Raw genomic sequence first — 17,092 nt, forward strand, 5'->3', positions numbered from 1 at the left:
CACCTCATGACCTGACGTCGACACGACAGCCAACTCCATCCGTCGCGCACGCGTCAGTAGACCGTTTCCACGGCGCCGACGGGACGCGGCCCTCGTCGGCGGGGTGTGTCACGGCGGCTACTCCTGGGGGTAAATGTCCCCCGCGGCCATGGCGCTCTCCTGCTCGCTCTGCGCAAGCAGCTTGCGCGCCTTGTCCTGGAGCCGCTGGCGCTCGCCCGGGTCGGTCGCCCCTTCCGCCTCCTGTTTCAGTCCCTCGGCTTCCTGTCGCAGCTGACGGACGTGACTCCCGGATTCGCCTGAATCGCTCATGGTCACTCCTCGAACGTTCGGGACGAGCCGACACTACTCAGGGAATCAGCGCCCTCACGACTTTGCATCCCGAACCGTCTCCAGCAGATCCCTCCGGGCAGCGGTCTCCAGCTGTTAGGCCGGGCTGACGCGGCCTCGCCACGAACCGGATTCCCCACCGCGCTGCTCGATGTACTCCTTGAAGCGCCGCATGTCGCCCTTGACCCGCCGGTCGATCACCCCGACCGCGGACGCAGTCTTGTCCGTCACCCCGGTCGGCTCGACGTCCATCACGAGCTCCACGCGGGTGTGCGTGTCGTCCAGGCGCTGGAAGCGGACCATCCCCATCTGCTTCGTGTCGCCGCTGATCGTCCGCCAGGCGATGCGCTCGTCCGGCAGCTGGTCGACGATCTCGGTGTCGAATTCCCGCCGTACGCCACCGATCTTGGTAGTCCAGTGGTTGTGGACGTCGTCGAGCTGGGTCACCTCCTCGACGCCTTCCATGAACTTCGGGAATTCCTCGAACTGCGTCCACTGGTTGTAAGCGGTGCTGAGGGGAACCTCGACCTCGACCGATTCCTTCACCGTGCTCATGCCTGCGCTTCCTTTCCGTATTCATCACGTCCGCAGCGGTTCTGCCGCACACGGTCGGCCGATACGGCGGGTACCCCAGATCACCCGGATTACAGCCAGAAGGCCGTTCCCGGTTCACATCGGCGGATGTTGTCGTTCCGCAGGCTCAGGAGGCCGGGTGGCGCCCGTGCGCGTGCCGGCGGCCTCAATCCGAGGGCGGCAGCAATGTGCCCAGCGGTCCGAGGTCCAGATTGAGGTCCTCCATGGTCAGTCCGTACTGGTCGCACAACTCGCTCATGCGCTCGTGCAGGATCAGGAGCGTGGACCCGAGCCTTTCCTCCTGCTCGTCGGTGAGGTCTCCCTGGTCGACCCACGCCGGGCCGAGGGCCGGGTCGGCATCCATCATCATCCGCACCGTTGACGCGTTGAACTCCTGGGCACGTACGAGGGTCATGGCCTCGGCACCGAGCTGCCACAGATATGGGGGCCCCTGGGTGCACGGTCGTGGATGCGCTTCGCCCCATGACTCGGGTATTCGGATGACGCTGACGGCATCAGGGTCGTGGCTTGCGGCAGGGACCTTGGGTCAGGCGTACAAGGGGAGGAACCGCCCGGGTGGGATGCCCAGGGGCCGGTTCACGAGCCGTTGTGCGAAAGAGGTAGATGACGTGACGACCGCGCGAGAGATCATGACTGCCGGTACCGAGTGCATCGGTGCCGAGGAAACCGTACTGCTGGCGGCGCAGAAGATGACCGAGCTCGGTGTCGGCGCGCTGCCGATCTGCGGCACCGACAACAAGCTCAAAGGCATGCTGACGGACCGCGACATTGTGGTGAAGGTTTTGGGCGCGGGTAAGGACCCCGGGCAGACGAAGGCAGGCGAACTCGCCCAGGGCGAGGCGGTGACCATCGGAGCCGACGACGACGCAGGCGAGATTCTGCGCACCATGGCCAGCCACAAGGTGCGCCGGCTACCGGTCATCGACGGCCACGACTTGGTCGGCATGGTCGCCCAGGCCGACGTCGCCCGCGCTCTGCCCGACCCCCAAGTCGGCGACCTCCTCGAGGCCCTGTCCACCGACTGACCGGCACACGCCTGAGGGGTGCAGTGAGGAGAGACGCCACCCCTGCACTGACGCAGCGCAGGGGATCCACCGCAGTGGGCCGTGCCGCAGCGCTGGTGGGGTGACCCCGCCCCTACATGTGCGGCTGGCCGTAGTACCGGGCGAACTGCTCCAGGTAGCTGGGCTCGCCGGTGTACTTGGCCTCGTCGAATTCGGGCGCGTCTTTGATCTGATCCTTCGTCCGGTTGACAAAGACCGTTTCCCCGGCCCTGTCGATGCGCTCGATGGTCCCGGCGGGCAGCAGCACGTGCTTGCCGAAAATCCAGATACCGGTATCGACAACGACGTGGGAGGAACCAACGTCTTCGGAGTGCTTGTCGATCTTGCCGATGCTGCCATCAGTGGCCTCGACCTTGTAACCGATGAGGTCGATCCCCTTCTGATATCCCGCGCCCGGTCTATAACCCCAGATGTCTTCGCTCACAGCAATTCCTCTCCGGTGCGTGACAGATATGAGAATCCGCCGATGTCGGTGAACGTACTTCCGAAGCCCAGGGGCTGCCACTCGGGTGTTCCTCCACCAGAGCGATCCCAGGCAGGGAGTGTTAGGCGGTTCCAGAGTCAGCGGCCCAGGCCGCGGCGCAGCTCGACCTTGTCGATCGAGGACCGTCCCTCGATGTTCTTCTTCTTCGCTTCCTCGTACAGCTGATCTTTGGTTGCTCCCTGTGAGCCCTGGTGGGAGCCCTCCTCGCCGCGCGGGGAGGCAGACTTGCGGTCCTGGGCCGAGGTCTTGCTCGCGGTCTTGGACCCGCCGGAACGTGCTCCCTCCTTGTTTACCGTGCGGGCGGCGATCTTTTTTGCACGTGAGGCGGAGGCGCCGCGCTTTTGGCGCCTTCCTTGATGTGTTCGTACTGGCGCTCCCGCTTTAGGATGGATCCTGCAGGCGTGACGGCTCCTTCGGTCACGGCGCCGGACTTCTTTGGTTCTCTTGGGCGGCCCCTGAGGCGAGCTTTAACCCCCGGCCATGATCTCGCCACGGCAGCGGACGAACGGCTGAAAGGGACCGCAGTACACCGGCGAGCCTTACGCGTCCGGAATAGGTGCTGGTGGCAAGAAGAGCCGGGAGTCGCGGCTCGGGCGGAGGGCAGGACAGCCGAGGTGTCCGGAGCACCGGTGAGTGCCGCGACCTGCATCCATATGAAGTCCAGCAGCAGTTCGGAGTGACTTTCCCGGTAGTGGTGCGGAACAGCAGGTGTGGCCGGTCGCCGTCGCACCGCAAGGCGCCGAGTGCGTTGACCCGCCGACCGCAGGTGCCTTCCTGGTAGATCACCGCGCGGGTTCCTTGGCGCGCCCACGTGTATCCAGAGGGCAGGGTCGGGGAGAAACCTGCTTCGTCGACGTAGTAAAGGTCCACCTCGTCGGCTTCGGCCCTCAGCCGTACAGCCGCAGGCCGCCTCAGCAGGCTCGGCAGGGCGAGACGCCTCCCACGAGCCGATATGCCCACCCAGCACGAGACTTACGCAAGACCCCTCAGAGGGTCATCACGCGGATGGTCTCCATCGTGGGGTCGGCGGCATCCGGGATCAGCATGCCCGCCTGGACGCCGCTGCGGAGGTAGTCCACCACGTCCTGGTTGATTACCTCGCCGGGTGCGATCGCGGGTACACCTGGCGGGTAGGGACTGGCCATCTCGGCGGCGACACGGCCCACCGCATTCTGGGCCGGGACCTGCTCGGCGTCGGCGAAGAAGGCCCGGCGCGTTGGCACAGCTTGTTCGAGTTCGAAAGCTTCCGGTTCCGGCAGTGCCACGTCCGGGCGGGGTTCCAGGCTGTCGGCCGCGTCGATGAGCCGCCGGAAGGCGTCGACGAAGCGGTACTCAGTTTCGTCGTCGTCTGCATGGGTGATCTGTCCGTTCACCCGGACCGTGTCCGAAGCGCCGACGTCCACATGGCAGGCTGTGCGCATCCACTCGGCGGCCTGCATGCCGCTGATGCCCAGCGAGCGCACATCGACCGTGATCCGCAGCGGATCTAAGTCGGCGGCACCGCCCGCGCCGAGCACCTCCGCGCCGAGCAGCCGCATACCGGGCAGAGCGGCGATCTCGGAGCGGATCCTGCGCGCCCGCTGCAATGCGGACTCCAGCAACGCGGTGCCCTGCTCTACCATCTGCCGGCGCCAGCCGTCGAGCGACGCGTACACGAGCGAGGAGGAGCTTGTGGTGCCGAGCACGTCCTCGCGCTGCTTGAGCACCGTCGCCGACACTCGGTCGCCTTGAAGATGGAAAACAGAACTCTGCTCGATGGCCCCACCCATCTTGTGCACGCTTGTGACGACTAGATCGGCGTCGGCATCCATGCCCCACGTCGGCAGCCCGTGGTGGAACGGCAGGTGCGCACCCCATGCCTCGTCGACGATGAGCGGGAGATCACGCTCGTGAACCACGTGGGCGACGCCTGTTGTATCGGCGCACGTGCCCCAGTCGGTCGGTGTGATCAGCAGCATGCCCTTGGCATCCGGATGGTCCTGCAGAGCACGCCGTACATCCTCCGGCTCGGGAGGGTGGGCCAGATGGCGCTCGCGGTCGAAGTGCGGGTGCACCCAGACAGGTTCGACGCCGCTGATGATCAGACCCGCGACCGCCGACTTGTGGGTATTGCGGGAGACCAGCAGTTTCTCTCCGGGGCCGGCCACCGCCAGCATCGCGGTCCTAACCGAGAGGGAACTGCCGCAGGTGGAGAAGAATGCGTGCTCCGCGCGTACGGCGTCGGCCATCAACTCCTCGGCCCGGGTCAGCACTTTCTGGGAGAGGCGGCGATCGTCGAGACCGTTGAGCATCAGCACATCCGCTCGGAACAGGTCTTCACCGAGGATCTGCAGCACCCGGGGATCGACACCGCGGCCCTGCTTATGGCCAGGCGGTCCGTACACGACGTCGCCCCGGCCGCGGAAATCCTCCAGAGCGTCCAGTACCGGGACCCGGGAGTGGTCCATCCGTGTGTCCTCCATTCCCACCGACGAAGGCTCGAGCAATGTCACCCTGCCTACCGCCTTCCCGGACTCACCCGCCCTGACACGCCGGGCCCTGGGCCGGTGAGCACCGCAGCAGGCGAAGACGCATGAACTCCCAAGGACGACGCTCCGTACACCGCATGTCGCGCTCCCAGTAGCGGCTCAGGTCGCACCGGCCGGATCCGCTGTCGTCGCCACACGGAGCGCCCGGAGGGCAGGGGGTCTGCCCCCCGTCGCCCTGGCCGAGGTCCAACTGCTCATCGATGACACCGAGGCACGCGAGCGGCTCGACGAGCTGGTTGACTCAACCTTCACCCTGCACTACGCCACTGACCAGGAAGACTTGGCGTCCCGCTCCGCCCGGGCAGGCGTCGCGCACAGCGCCGTGGTCGACGCCTTCGGCCGCCTGGTCCCCTTATGACCCCATGTAATCTCGACATGTCAAATCTGTCAGCAGCCACAGGACCTCACTCCGTCAAGCTCATGGACGAGGACATCGACGGCGACTGTTGCGGACTCTGGCCGGACGACCTCAGAGCCGGCAGGTGCGTACCCCGCGGCGCCCCCTCAGGACCACTGACCCGTCGTATCCAGGAAGCTTCGCAGGTGAGCCCGGTCCAAGCGGTGCCCTCCGCCGAGGGACTCCGCCTGCACCGCGCAGCAGGCCGGTCCGACCCCGGCGCCGCTCCCACTCCCGACGGCACAGACAAGGGTTGAAGCGGGTCGTTGTGCTCCCTCGAGCGCCACTGTGTCGCCTCGGCAATGGGCCGAGGTAGGCGGCGCGTGATCTACGAGTCGATGAGATAGGCCTTCTCACCGACCATGAGGGGCGCGTCGGCGGGCCCCTTGATGTAGGGGCTACGACAGATCACACGGTGCTCCTGCCGACTGGGTACCGCTGGCGGATCTTGTGCATCTGTACCGGCCACCGATGGTTGTAGACCCGCTTCTTCTCTCCGGCCTCGTCCTTGCGGGGCACCTGGCTTGTGAGCCGGATGATCCGGACCTCGGGATCGTGCGCCTCCAAGGGACGGCCCGTAGATGCCTGACCTGCGGGCGGCTTGTGCGCGGATGGCCCGACGGACGTGACGCCCTGGGCGATCAGCGGCCAGAAGGCGAACATGCGGTTGATACACCCCGAAATCACCATCGTCTGGGCCGACTCCGCTAACGCGGGAAAGCTCGTGACCTGAGCAAAGAAGCACATCAATCTGACGATCAAGACCGTCAGCCGCCCCGTGGCACCTCCGGCTTCGTCTTCCTGCCCCGCCGCCGGGTCGTCGAACGCAGTCTGGCCTGGATGAGTGTGCCCGCCGGCTCGGGAGAAATCCGAGACACTCATCACCTGGGCCTCCATCACCCTCATGACCAGGCGTCTGACACGGCAGAAAGCCGCCGCATCAACGCGTCCCTGGCCTCGGGACTGCACCACTGACCGGCCGGGACGAACACGATGCACGGGCACCCCCGCCGGACATGACACGCCTGCGGCGGCGGCCATGCTCCGGCCTGGCTGCGGTACCCCACCGAGATGGACGCAGCACTGGCGTCGTGGCGAGCTGGGCTGCGACTTTGTTGTGCTGTCCGGAGCCGGCCGCCGCGGCGAGGGATGCATTGCGCGATCCCCGCCTCACGGCAGAACGGCAGCCCGATTCCGCCGATTCGTCAGTCCGCACGACCAGGAGCGGGAGGCTGCGTCACTCCTGCGTCATCCTGACCTGCTTCGACCCATAGCCGACCTGCACCGTCCCGGGCTCCTCGAGCGTCTTGATTGAGATATTTTCCAGGGTGCGGAGCAGCCGACCACGCTTCGGGCCATGCAACTGACCCTACGTCGCGGCTGCCTGGATGAATCGCGGTTTGGGGCACGTCCGTCCGGGATACAGGGTCATGGCATTCCGTCCCCGCAGTTCGTTGGAAGGGAAATGCCATGGGCCATGGCGGAGACGTGATCGAAGAACTCACCAGCGATCACAACGAAGTGGAAGAGCTGTTCACCCGTATTGAGTCCCTGCCTGCAGGGGACAGCAAGCGCCAGCGGCTCACCGATCAGGCGGTCATCGAACTGGTTCGGCACTCAGTAGCCGAGGAGGAGTACCGCTATCCCGCCGTCCGCGAGTACCTGTCCGACGGTGACACCGTCGCCGACAAGGAGATCGAGGATCACTCTGCGGCAGAGCGCACTATGAAGCAGCTCGAAGGCCTCGACGCTGACGATCCCCTGTTCGATCAGCTCCTACGCGAGCTGATGACGGAGGCCCCGTCGCACGTACGGGACGAAGAGAGCAACCTCTTTCCCCAGCTGCGTACCACAGCCTCCCAAGAGGCGCTGATGCAGCTGGGCGAGAAGGTTCGCCAGGCCAAGAAGACGGCCCCGACCCGGCCGCACCCGTCGGCTCCAGACACTCCCCCCGGCCAACAAACTGCTCGCCCCAGGGGACAGGCCTGGTGGGCCGGATCAGGGACGCCCTGACCGGACGCGGCAAGGAATCCTTAAGTCGGCAGGGAAGACGACGGTCGGGTAGGCGTCGTGATCCTTGCGCCTGATTCCCGGTGGTGGTCCTGCTCATGGACCGGCTCGGATGCTGAAAGCGCAGACCGCGCACCGCCCGCCTCTGGAAGGTGTGAGCGGCGGTGCTCACCACTGATCAGCTCACTCCGCAGGCCTCGGGCCTCTGCCGCTCGATAGAGGACCGCCCCCGGGCGCGCCGCCACCTCAGGGCGCTGCCACCGAGGCGACCCAGGTCTGCCGGGTTTCAGGATGTCCGGAGATCGCGGATCTTCGTTTCGAACCGACCTGTCTCAGGTACCCGGTCCACAACGGGAACAGGCGCGCGCCCGAGGAGATGCCATGCCGGAGTTCGGATACTTCCTCTCCTGCGAGGAGCACAGCCCAGCAGAACTTGTCGAACAGGCCCGGATGGCCGAGCAGGCCGGCTTCACATCGCTCTGGGTCTCGGACCACTATCACCCCTGGAACGACCACCAGGGGCAGAGTCCTTTCGTGTGGTCTGTGATCGGCGCCTTGTCGCAGGCGGTGTCCCTTCCCGTGGAGACGGCCGTCACCTGCCCCCTCGTGCGCACCCATCCGGCGGTGGTGGCGCAGGCGGCGGCCACGAGCGCCGTCCAGCTTGGGGGCCGGTTCCGCCTGGGCGTCGGCACAGGTGAGGCACTGAACGAGCACATCCTCGGTAGCGCGTGGCCCGAGGCCTCCGTACGGCTGGAGATGCTCGAGGAAGCCGTTCAGATCATGCGCCGTCTGTTCACCGGGGCACAGGTCAGCCATCGCGGGAAGCACTACACGGTGGAGAACGCCCGTCTGTACACCGTGCCCGACGATCCGGTGCCGATCGACGTCTCGGCCTTTGGTCCACAGGCAGCCGAGGTGGCCGGACGAATCGGTGACGGCCTCATCACCATGACGCCGGACAGAACCCTGATCGAGCGTTTCCGGCGAAGTGGTGGCAGTAAACCCGTCTACGGCGGGCTGAAGGTGTGCTGGGGAACCGACAAGGAGGAGGCCGTCCGCACTGCGCACCGCCTGTGGGCCAACGAGCAGTTGCCCGGCGAACTCCCCCAGATTCTGCCCACCCCACGGCACTTCGAGCAGGCCTCACAACTGGTCACTCGGGATCAGGTGCAGGCCGTCCTGCCGTGCGGCGATGACGTGGATACACACCTTGAGGCCATCACGAAGTACGTAGAGGCGGAATTCGACACCGTGTATGTCAGCCAGATCGGCAGGGACCAGCGGGGCTTCTTCGAGTTCTACCGCACTGAAGTACTGCCCCGGCTCGGCGCCTGAGCCTGGGTCGGCAGTCGGCAGTCGGCAGTCGGCAGTCGGCAGTCGGCAGTCGGGGCACGAACGCCAGGCCGATGTCGCCTGGTGACCTGTCAGCAGACATCGACAAGCTCAGGAGGACTTCCATGGCTACCGCAGCCGCGCCGCTGATGCGCAGGTGGCGGCACTGGCGCCAGGGGCGCGATCTTTCCGTTCCCCTACAAACCACCTCGGTCGAGGACACCATGCGCCGGTTCCTGTTGTACGGCGTCATCGGACCCGGATCGAGCACACGGGCGGTGCCAAAGAGTCAGCCGTGCACGCGCTTATGATGACCGAAGCCGGGATTCCCGTCGCGATGAGTCTGCTCGCGAAGATCAACCCGCTGGTTCTCTCCGTCATGGGCGGGGCAGCCCTGGCTCACGGAGCGACCGCCTTGTACGACGTAGGCCTGGCGACGCAGGAACGCGAAGTACGGCCAGTGGAGCAGCACATTCACAGCTTTCTCGAGGTCCTCCCTCTCTCCGCGATGGCTTTCACCGCCTGTCTCCACGCCGACGAAGTGCGGTCCCTGCTGCGCGGCGGCCAGGCTCCGGAGGACTGGCGGTTGCTGCCGAAGGACCGGCCCCTTTCGGCGAAGTACCTCGCTGCACTCGGCGCGGTAATCGGAGCCGGCGTGATCCTGCCATATGCGGAGGAGATGACCCGTTGTCTCCGCGCCCGGCGAGGGGCAGGCCTGCAGTGACGCCAGAGTCGCGCAGGTTTACGCATACCACGATGCCACCGCTGCGTATCCTGCGCATCGGCGGCTCCGGGCCCGAAGACGTCGTCGTCGACGCAGCGGGGCGGGTCCTGACCGGAACGGCGGACGGAAGGATCCTGCGGATCACCTTGCCCGGCCCGCGGACAGACGGCAGCGTTGAAGCGGTCGCACAGACAGGGGGTAGGCCGCTGGGGCTCGAAGCCCCGCCCGATGGACGCATCCTCGTGTGCGACGCGCAGCGGGGCCTGCTGCGGCTGACTCCCGCGCCCGACACCGGAGTCGAAGTGCTCGTCGACTCGGTGGACGGAGCGCCTTTGCGGTTCTGCAGCAACGCGGCGGCCGCCGCGGACGGCACCGTCTATTTCACCACCTCCAGCAGCCGCCACGGGCTGAGCGACTGGCGCGCGGACATCGTCGAACATTCCCCAACAGGCCAGCTCTTGCGCCTCGTACCAAACGGTGGGACGGAAGTCCTGCTTGAGGGCCTGCAGTTTGCCAACGGTGTCGTGCTCTCCGCCGACGAGTCCTACGTCGCCGTGGCGGAGACCGGCGCCTACCGCCTGACCCGCCTGTGGCTCACCGGCCCCCATACGGGACGACGTGACGTGCTCATCGATGAACTGCCGGGATTTCCCGACAACCTTTCACGCGGACCTTCGGGCACGATCTGGATCGCCCTGGCCTCGCCGCGTGAAGCAGCACTCGACTGGCTGCACCGCAGACCGCTGGCCTGGCGGCACCTGGCAGCACGCGCGACAACTCGGCTGCGCTTACCACCACGGCGCATTGCACAGGTACTCGGCATCGACCAACAAGGTCACGCGCTATATGACCTACAGCGACGCTCCACGGAATACCGGATGATCACGAGTGTCTATGAGCACCACCAGACTCTGATACTCGGCAGCCTGCTGGAGGACGCCCTAGCCACGTGCCCCATCCCGCCATGCTTACGGACCGGTTCACCGTGAGTCCCCACACGCGGAGTCATCGTCCGACGCCCGGCACGACACAGACCGCGAGCTTGGCGCATCGCAGCCTCGTACGCGTCCTACGCCATGCGCCAACCGCGATAGCACCAAGATTCCTGGTGGGATGACGGTCTTTGAGCAGGTACGCCCGGCCTCCTGTGGCAGCGGCACACTACTGGCCGACATGGCGGAGGAACTACGAGTGGCACAACCGCGCCTCTCGGCTCACCCAGAAAGTGCGGGCTCTTGCCGACGCCCGGCAGTGGGCAAGAGAAAGTTTCCGCTTCAATCCGGGCTGGCGCCTCCGCCGCGTGGGACCGTCTCCGCCGTCCACCGACGCGGACGGGGTGTGGGCGCGCATAAGCAGCCGGCTCATGGCCGTAACCCGCACCCTGGCGGCTGCCGCAGACAGCAAGGTCGAGCTGACCTCCCCCTCCCCCGCCTACCTCCGCCGCTATGCCGCGGTGCTGGAGCAGGCCGCGATCGCGTGCATCGCCAATGCCGAGCTGCTCAAAGGCCTCGACCAGCCACGGCCTGTGTGAGACCGGCGCGATAAGGCCCTGAGGAGCGCGTGGGATCTCCTTGACAGCCTCACCAGGGATTTCGAGCAGGAGAGAGGCACAGCCGCGGCGGTGGGAGGTGAGCTTCTGGTCGAAGCTCAGCAGCTCCTGTGTGAGCTGGCACAGGAGACGGCGGCGGCTGCCCAAGCTGTGTAACTGGTGGCCGACGCCTTGCTCGCTGCCGAGGATTTCGACGCGCCTGGTGCCACCATGCATTCGAAGGGCACTGGCCTGCGGAAACAGGGCGGGGCCCCGGTCGCGGGGAGGCGGAACCGGGGCCCCGCAGGGTGAGGGAATGCGGGGTCAGTCGGTGGACAGGGCCTCAAGCAGGTCACCGACCTTGGCATCGGGCAAGGCGCGGGCGACGTCTGCCTGGGCGACCATGCCGACCAGTTCGTGGCCGTCGATGACCGGCAGGCGGCGGACCTTGTGCCGGGTCATGGTGTGCAGGATCTCGTCGGGGTCGTCGTCGGCGCCGATCGTCACCGCCTCGCCCTGGGCGAGCTCACCGGCCTTGACCGCTGAGGGGTCCTTGCCGGCACCGAGGACCTTCACGACGATGTCGCGGTCGGTCAGCATGCCCTTGAGCCTGTCGTCGGTGCCGCAGATGGGCAGTGCGCCGACACCGAGCTGCTTCATCTTGCGTGCCGCTTCCAGAACGCTCTCTTCGGCGCCAATACATTCGGCGCCCCCCGTCATGATCTCTCGTGCCGTCGTCATGGATCGCTCCCTCTCCTACGGATCTTGCCAGCCCTGCAGGAAAACTCCCACGAACGCTGACTGCGGTGACGTGGCACGTGTTCCCACAACCGAGATCGCCTAACAGAACCTCACCGAAAGTACGCATATCGGCGTCGAGGAAGCGAAGCGACCTCACCTCGCTCGTCGCCTCCGTCCTATGTCCTGCGGGAATCCGTCCCGAACAGGCGCGGGAAAAATGGAGAGTGTCCTGCGCAAGGCTGCTCGGCCTGCGCCGACCCCCGCGACGTGCTGGCCCGGCCGGCTCCCTGCACAACTCCGCCGTCGATGTGTTGCTCCAGATTCGGCATCGCTCGCCGCTTCGGCGCCTGTGCGACGTTGTCGAGAAGAACGACTGAGCACGCGCTGCCGTATCAGGAGAGCAAGAACAAGCCGACGCAGAGCGCAACCGACAGCAGGAGGCAGGCGACGCTGAGGCTGAGCAGTCGGCGGCGGAGGGCAAGGTAGCGGGCAGTGTAGGTGCTATTCAGTTCGGTGCAGCGGGCGGCAATCGCTCTGAGCATCTGTTTCGACAGGTTGACGCGCTGCTCGGCGTAGCGCCGGGCGATTTCGTCCTGTTCGGCGGTGGTGAGCCAGGGCATGCTGCGGGCAAATGCTTCGGCTTCGCTGCGTGCTGTGCGCAGTTCTGCCTGGTAGAGCAGGTAGCCCTCGATCTTGTTGATACCTGCGGCTGTCTCCTGTTTTGTGGGTGGTGGTTGTTCCATCAGGAGTCGCCCTTGTCGTCTCCCAGCGGGGGTGCGACGCCTTTGCCGGGTTCGATGACGTCACGGCGGTCGCCACTGGTGATGTTTTCGAGTTCAGCGAGGTCGGGGTGGTGCAGGTCGAAGGCCGGTGATTCGGAGCGGATCCTGGGCAGGGCAACGAAGTTGTGCCGGGGTGGGGGGCAGGAGGTCGCCCATTCCAGGGAGCGTCCGTATCCCCAGGGGTCGTCGACGTCGATGCGTTTGCCGTACTTGGCGGTTTTCCACACGTTGTAGAAGAACGGCAGCGTGGAGGAGCCGAGAAGAAAGGCCCCGATGGTCGAGATGGTGTTCAGCGTGGTGAAGCCGTCCGCGGCCAGATAGTCGGCGTATCGGCGGGGCATGCCTTCGGCACCCAACCAGTGCTGGATGAGGAACGTGGTGTGGAAGCCGATGAACAGCGTCCAGAAGTGGATCTTTCCGAGTCGCTCGTCGAGCAGGGTGCCTGTCATCTTTGGCCACCAGAAGTGGAAGCCGGCGAACATCGCGAACACGACGGTCCCGAAGACGACGTAGTGGAAGTGGGCCACCACGAAGTAGCTGTCGGTGACGTGGAAGTCCATGGGCGGGGAGGCCAGGATGACGCCCGTCAGGCCGCCGAAGAGGAAGGTCACGAGGAACCCCATGGACCACAGCATCGGTGTTTCGAAGGACAGCGAGCCTGTCCACATGGTGCCGATCCAGTTGAAGAATTTCACCCCAGTCGGCACAGCGATGAGGAACGTCATGAAGGAGAAGAACGGCAGAAGGACGGCGCCTGTTGCGAACATATGATGAGCCCACACCGTGACAGACAGGCCAGTGATAGCGATGGTGGCGCCGACCAGCCCCACATAGCCGAAGATCGGTTTACGGGAGAAGACGGGGATGATCTCGGTGACGATGCCGAAGAACGGCAGCGCGATGATGTAGACCTCCGGGTGTCCGAAGAACCAGAAGAGGTGCTGCCACAGCAGGGCGCCGCCGTTTCCCGGGTCGAACACCTGGGCCCCGAACCTGCGGTCGGCCTCCAGGACGAGCAGCGCGGCCGCGAGGACGGGGAAGGCCAGCAGGACCAGGACCGATGTGAACAGGATGTTCCAGGTGAAGATCGGCATGCGGAACATGGTCATCCCGGGCGCGCGCATGCACACGATCGTCGTGATGAAGTTGACCGCACCGAGGATCGTGCCGAACCCGGACAGCGCCAGCCCCATGACCCACAGGTCTCCACCGATGAAGGGGGTCCGCTCGCCGCCGCTGAGCGGGGTGTAGGCAGTCCAGCCGAAGTCGGCGGCGCCCTGCGGGGTGAGAAAACTGCCGGTGGCCATCAGCCCGCCGAAGAGGAACAGCCAGAACGAGAGCATGTTCAGCCGCGGGAATGCGACGTCGGGTGCGCCGATCTGCAGCGGCATGACCGCATTGGCGAATCCCGCGAAGGTCGGGGTAGCGAAGAACAGCAGCATGATCGTGCCGTGCATCGTGAAGGACTGGTTGTACTGCTCACTGGACATGATCTGCAGACCAGGGCGAGCCAATTCCGCCCGCAACATCAGTGCCATCACACCGGCGATCACGAAGAACATGAACGAGGCGATGAGATAGAGGTGACCGATCTTCTTGTGATCGGTCGTCGTGATCCAGCTGATCACCACGCTCCCGCGTGTGCGTCCCGCGACCGGGACAGGAGCGACCGATTCGGTGGAGGTGGCCATACGAATCCCTACGTTTGCCGTTGGCGAGAAGGACGCGCGGCAGGGTGCACCTCCGACGTCATCTCGCACGCTACGGCGGCAGATCTCCAGTAACCGGTTCGATTCGTCCGTTTCGGAATTAGACCTCTCATGCGACTTTCGCTCTCGCTCAGACGTGCGCGACGGCGTACGGCGAAAGCGCCACCACAGACGTTGCGACGTGGTCGTAGAGGTTACTGGTAGAGGGCCGTCCGCCGTCCACTCGACTTGGCGTAGGCGCGCTTCGAGAAGAACACGGTCACCGCGTTGATCTCGGCGGCCTCGATTCTCCCGCTCGTTGGCGGCGCGAACGGGCCCGCTCGAGAGCCTCATCCCGCCACGGCTGTTACCGGGAGCGCGAGTCCGGTTGCCGCGTAGGCCGTACCGGCCGGCATTCGGAGTTGTTCCAAGTCCACGTCGCTTCTCCCCATGGGGAGAACCTCAACGATCATGTCGTGGGCGGCGGCTGGCCGCCGGGGTAAGCAGGTGTGCTCCCTCGCCGACTTCGTCATCGCCACGGAGCCGGAAGCGGCGGAACTGCTGACCTCCCTCGACCCGCACGGCGGAGAGGGCACGCCCCATGTCGGGCAACTGCCCGTCTGCTAGGACACCGACCGGGGTGCGGCGGTGCGGCGGGCTCTCGACCAATTCCGCTGGTTCGGCGGCGCCACTCGCACGGTTTGGCGACGAGACCCAGAGCGAATACCTCCACTGGCCGGCGAAGACGCTGCTGACCGCCCTCAGCGGGGCATTCGGGTAGTCCCGCCGTCAAGTCCCTGGATCCCGGCCAGTACCCGGTCGGGTGTCAGCGGGAGTTCGCGGAAACGGACGCCAGTGGCGTGGTGGACGGCGTTGGTGATGGCCGCTGCGGTGCCCACAATGCCGATTTCGCCGATTCCCTTGCTTCCCATGGGGTTGAGATGATTGTCCGGCTCGTCGAGCCAATGCGCCTCGATGACCGGCACGTCCGCATGTGTGGGCAGGTGATAGGCGGCCAGGTCGCTTTCGGCGAAGTCACCGAACGCGGCATCCATGGTGCTGCCCTCGGTCAGGGCCATGCCCAAGCCCATCGTCATGCCGCCCACGAACTGGGACCGCGCGGTACGCGGATTGAGGATGCGGCCCGCTGCGTACATGCCGAGGAGGCGGCGCACACGTACCTCCCCGCTGACCGTGTCCACGTCCACCTCCGCGAAGTGCGCCCCGAACGCGTGCCTGGCGTAGGGCTGTTCATGGTCCATATCGGCGGACGTGTCGGCCTGGGCAGTGATGCCCTCGGCGGGCAACGGTCCGTCCTGCTGGGTGAGGCGTCCGGCCAGTGCGGTGCATGCCTTGTGCACGGCCGTGCCCCACGACGCCGTTCCGGACGATCCGCCGGCGAGCGGTGCGGAGGGCAGATCACTGCTGCCGATCTCTGCACGTACGGACTCCAGCGGTGCGCCCAGTGCATCGGCCGCGATCTGGGCGAGCACAGTACGGGCACCTGTGCCGATGTCCGTCGCGTTGATGCGGACGATGTAGGTGCCGTCGGCTCGTGCGTGGGCCGTGGCCGTGGAGGGGCTCACGAGAACGGGATAGGTGGCCGCCGCGACGCCGGTGCCGGTCAGAAACGGACCGGCGCGCCGGATCGCGGGCTGCGGGTCGCGCTGCGACCAGCCGAAGCGGCGGGCCCCTTCCGTGAGGCATTCGACGAGGTGGCGACTGCTGAAGGGCCGGCCGCTGTCCGGTTCCGTGGTGGGTTCGTTCCGGATCCGCAGCTCGACGGGGTCGAGGTGCAGGCTGTCGGCCAGTTCGTCCATGGCCGATTCCAGGGCGTGCATGCCGGGTGCCTCTCCGGGTGCCCGCATCCACGACGGGCTCGGCACATCGAGAGCCACAACGCGGTGGCTCGTGCGGCTGTGGGGCGAGGCGTACATGATGCGAGCGGGGACCGCCGCCTGTTCGACGAACTCCTTGAGCTGTGATGTGTGCGTGGTGACCTCATGGATGAGGGCGTTCAGGCTGCCGTCCTGCTCCGCACCGAGCCGTACGCGGTGCAGCGTGGGGGCGCGATGGCCGACGACCGCCGGCATCTGGCGCCGGGGAATGGCAATTTTCACGGGCCGGCCGATGTGCCTGGCGGCCAGCGCGGCGAGTACCACGTGCGGACGTGGGGTGCCCTTCGAGCCGAATCCGCCGCCCACGTGTTCGGACACGACGGTCACATCGCCCTCGGGCACGCCGAACAGACCGGCCAGGGCTTCGCGGACCTTGGACGAGCCCTGGCTGGAGTCGTGCACGGTCAGGCGCCCGTCCTGCCACTCCGCCGTGGCGGCGTGGGGTTCCATCGGATGGTTGTGCTCCGGCGGGATCACATAGGCGGCGTCCACGCGCACGGGCGAGTCCGCGAAGGCAGCGTCGGCATTCCCACGCTCGCGGACGGCGGGATGGCCGCCGTTGGCCTCCTCCGGAGTGTAGGCGCGGGGGTGTTCGGTGGTGAGGGTGACATCGTGGGGCTGTGGCGCGTACGCCACCTCGACCAGTCGGGCGCCTTCGCGGGCCTGTTCCAAGGAGTTCGCGAGGACGAGGGCGACATACCAACCCCGGTGCGGCACACGGGCATTCTGGAGCACGGCGAGCGTCGGATCGTCCGGCCCGGCGAGCCGCAGGGCCGATGCGTGGGTGAGGACGGCGAGCACGCCGGGCAGGGCCAGCGCAGCGGAGTCGTCGATGGTGACGACCTCCCCGCGGGCGATGGTGGCCGGCACCGGCCATGCGTAGGCGCAGCCGGGAGGGACGTGTTCGAATGCGTAGCGTGCGGCGCCGGTGACCTTGTCCCGGCCTTCTCTGCGCGCGGCGGGCGTGCCGAGCGCCGAAGGGGTGTGACCCATCG

15 protein-coding genes and 3 pseudogenes are annotated in these 17,092 nt (G+C 66.4%); 7 read left to right on the forward strand and 11 right to left on the reverse strand.

The window, feature by feature from the left end; genetic code table 11:
• Positions 1-117: 117 nt before the first annotated feature.
• The 3 genes and pseudogenes from QFZ67_RS01215 to QFZ67_RS01225 all read right to left on the reverse strand — a co-directional run.
• On the reverse strand, positions 118-309 hold the full coding sequence (locus QFZ67_RS01215) for a DUF6381 family protein (protein ID WP_307659232.1): 192 nt from the start codon (positions 307-309) through the stop codon (positions 118-120).
• Between the two features lie 114 nt (positions 310-423).
• Positions 424-882, reverse strand: coding sequence for an SRPBCC family protein (locus tag QFZ67_RS01220; protein ID WP_307659233.1), 459 nt, complete (start codon positions 880-882; stop codon positions 424-426).
• A gap of 184 nt (positions 883-1,066) precedes the next feature.
• Positions 1,067-1,231 (reverse strand): annotated as a pseudogene (locus QFZ67_RS01225) (gas vesicle protein K); the annotation flags it as partial.
• Positions 1,232-1,529: 298 nt separating this feature from the next.
• On the opposite strand from QFZ67_RS01225, the gene QFZ67_RS01230 reads away from it, so the two are divergent.
• The gene (locus QFZ67_RS01230; protein WP_307659234.1) at positions 1,530-1,946 is read left to right on the forward strand and encodes a CBS domain-containing protein; all 417 of its coding nucleotides are present in this window, start codon (positions 1,530-1,532) and stop codon (positions 1,944-1,946) included.
• Between the two features lie 112 nt (positions 1,947-2,058).
• Here the strand turns inward: QFZ67_RS01230 and QFZ67_RS01235 are convergent, their stop codons facing one another.
• The 4 genes and pseudogenes from QFZ67_RS01235 to QFZ67_RS38945 all read right to left on the reverse strand — a co-directional run bounded on the left by QFZ67_RS01235 (position 2,059) and on the right by QFZ67_RS38945 (position 6,291).
• Positions 2,059-2,409 carry a PRC-barrel domain containing protein gene (locus tag QFZ67_RS01235; protein ID WP_307659235.1) on the reverse strand — a complete coding sequence of 117 codons (351 nt, stop codon included), beginning with the start codon at positions 2,407-2,409 and terminating at the stop codon, positions 2,059-2,061.
• 137 nt (positions 2,410-2,546) lie between these two features.
• Positions 2,547-2,890, reverse strand: a pseudogene (locus QFZ67_RS01240) (plasmid stabilization protein).
• Positions 2,891-3,455: 565 nt separating this feature from the next.
• Positions 3,456-4,916, reverse strand: coding sequence for an aminotransferase class I/II-fold pyridoxal phosphate-dependent enzyme (locus QFZ67_RS01245; RefSeq protein WP_307659236.1), 1,461 nt, complete (start codon positions 4,914-4,916; stop codon positions 3,456-3,458).
• Between the two features lie 886 nt (positions 4,917-5,802).
• A complete protein-coding gene (locus QFZ67_RS38945) occupies positions 5,803-6,291 on the reverse strand; it encodes a hypothetical protein (RefSeq protein ID WP_373429916.1) in 489 nt (162 codons plus the stop codon).
• Positions 6,292-6,864: 573 nt separating this feature from the next.
• Here QFZ67_RS38945 and QFZ67_RS01260 point away from each other — a divergent pair.
• The 5 genes and pseudogenes from QFZ67_RS01260 (at position 6,865) to QFZ67_RS01280 (ending at position 10,991) form a co-directional block, all read left to right on the forward strand.
• Positions 6,865-7,481: pseudogene (locus QFZ67_RS01260) on the forward strand (hemerythrin domain-containing protein).
• Positions 7,482-7,785: 304 nt separating this feature from the next.
• Positions 7,786-8,739, forward strand: a complete 954-nt coding sequence (locus QFZ67_RS01265; protein ID WP_307659238.1) for an LLM class F420-dependent oxidoreductase — start codon at positions 7,786-7,788, stop codon at positions 8,737-8,739.
• A 292-nt stretch (positions 8,740-9,031) separates the two neighbouring features.
• Positions 9,032-9,460 (forward strand): diguanylate cyclase, encoded by a 429-nt coding sequence (locus QFZ67_RS01270; protein ID WP_373429917.1) that lies wholly within the window; start codon positions 9,032-9,034, stop codon positions 9,458-9,460.
• Between the two features lie 32 nt (positions 9,461-9,492).
• Complete coding sequence (locus QFZ67_RS01275; protein WP_307659239.1) at positions 9,493-10,449, forward strand: SMP-30/gluconolactonase/LRE family protein; 957 nt, start codon at positions 9,493-9,495, stop codon at positions 10,447-10,449.
• A gap of 374 nt (positions 10,450-10,823) precedes the next feature.
• The gene (locus tag QFZ67_RS01280; RefSeq protein WP_307659240.1) at positions 10,824-10,991 is read left to right on the forward strand and encodes a hypothetical protein; all 168 of its coding nucleotides are present in this window, start codon (positions 10,824-10,826) and stop codon (positions 10,989-10,991) included.
• Between the two features lie 321 nt (positions 10,992-11,312).
• On the opposite strand, the gene QFZ67_RS01285 is transcribed toward QFZ67_RS01280, so the two are convergent.
• The 3 genes from QFZ67_RS01285 to ctaD form a co-directional block, all read right to left on the reverse strand.
• Positions 11,313-11,729, reverse strand: a complete 417-nt coding sequence (locus tag QFZ67_RS01285) for a CBS domain-containing protein (protein WP_307659241.1) — start codon at positions 11,727-11,729, stop codon at positions 11,313-11,315.
• Between the two features lie 392 nt (positions 11,730-12,121).
• Positions 12,122-12,472: a hypothetical protein gene (locus tag QFZ67_RS01290; protein ID WP_307659242.1), complete on the reverse strand. Its 351-nt coding sequence runs from the start codon at positions 12,470-12,472 to the stop codon at positions 12,122-12,124.
• Complete coding sequence (ctaD, locus tag QFZ67_RS01295) at positions 12,472-14,202, reverse strand: cytochrome c oxidase subunit I (RefSeq protein WP_307659243.1); 1,731 nt, start codon at positions 14,200-14,202, stop codon at positions 12,472-12,474. The genes QFZ67_RS01290 and ctaD overlap by 1 nt, the downstream gene beginning before the upstream one ends.
• 447 nt (positions 14,203-14,649) lie before the next feature.
• Here ctaD and QFZ67_RS38950 point away from each other — a divergent pair, with 447 nt between their 5' ends.
• Entirely contained in the window at positions 14,650-14,826 is a 177-nt protein-coding gene (locus tag QFZ67_RS38950; protein ID WP_373429918.1) for a hypothetical protein, read from the forward strand.
• Positions 14,827-14,960: 134 nt separating this feature from the next.
• Here QFZ67_RS38950 and QFZ67_RS01305 read toward each other — a convergent pair whose 3' ends face one another.
• Positions 14,961-17,090 carry a xanthine dehydrogenase family protein molybdopterin-binding subunit gene (locus QFZ67_RS01305; RefSeq protein WP_307659244.1) on the reverse strand — a complete coding sequence of 710 codons (2,130 nt, stop codon included), beginning with the start codon at positions 17,088-17,090 and terminating at the stop codon, positions 14,961-14,963.
• Positions 17,091-17,092 lie beyond the last annotated feature (2 nt).

The organism is Streptomyces sp. V1I1 (genome assembly GCF_030817355.1).
In the GTDB taxonomy this organism is placed as follows: domain Bacteria; phylum Actinomycetota; class Actinomycetes; order Streptomycetales; family Streptomycetaceae; genus Streptomyces.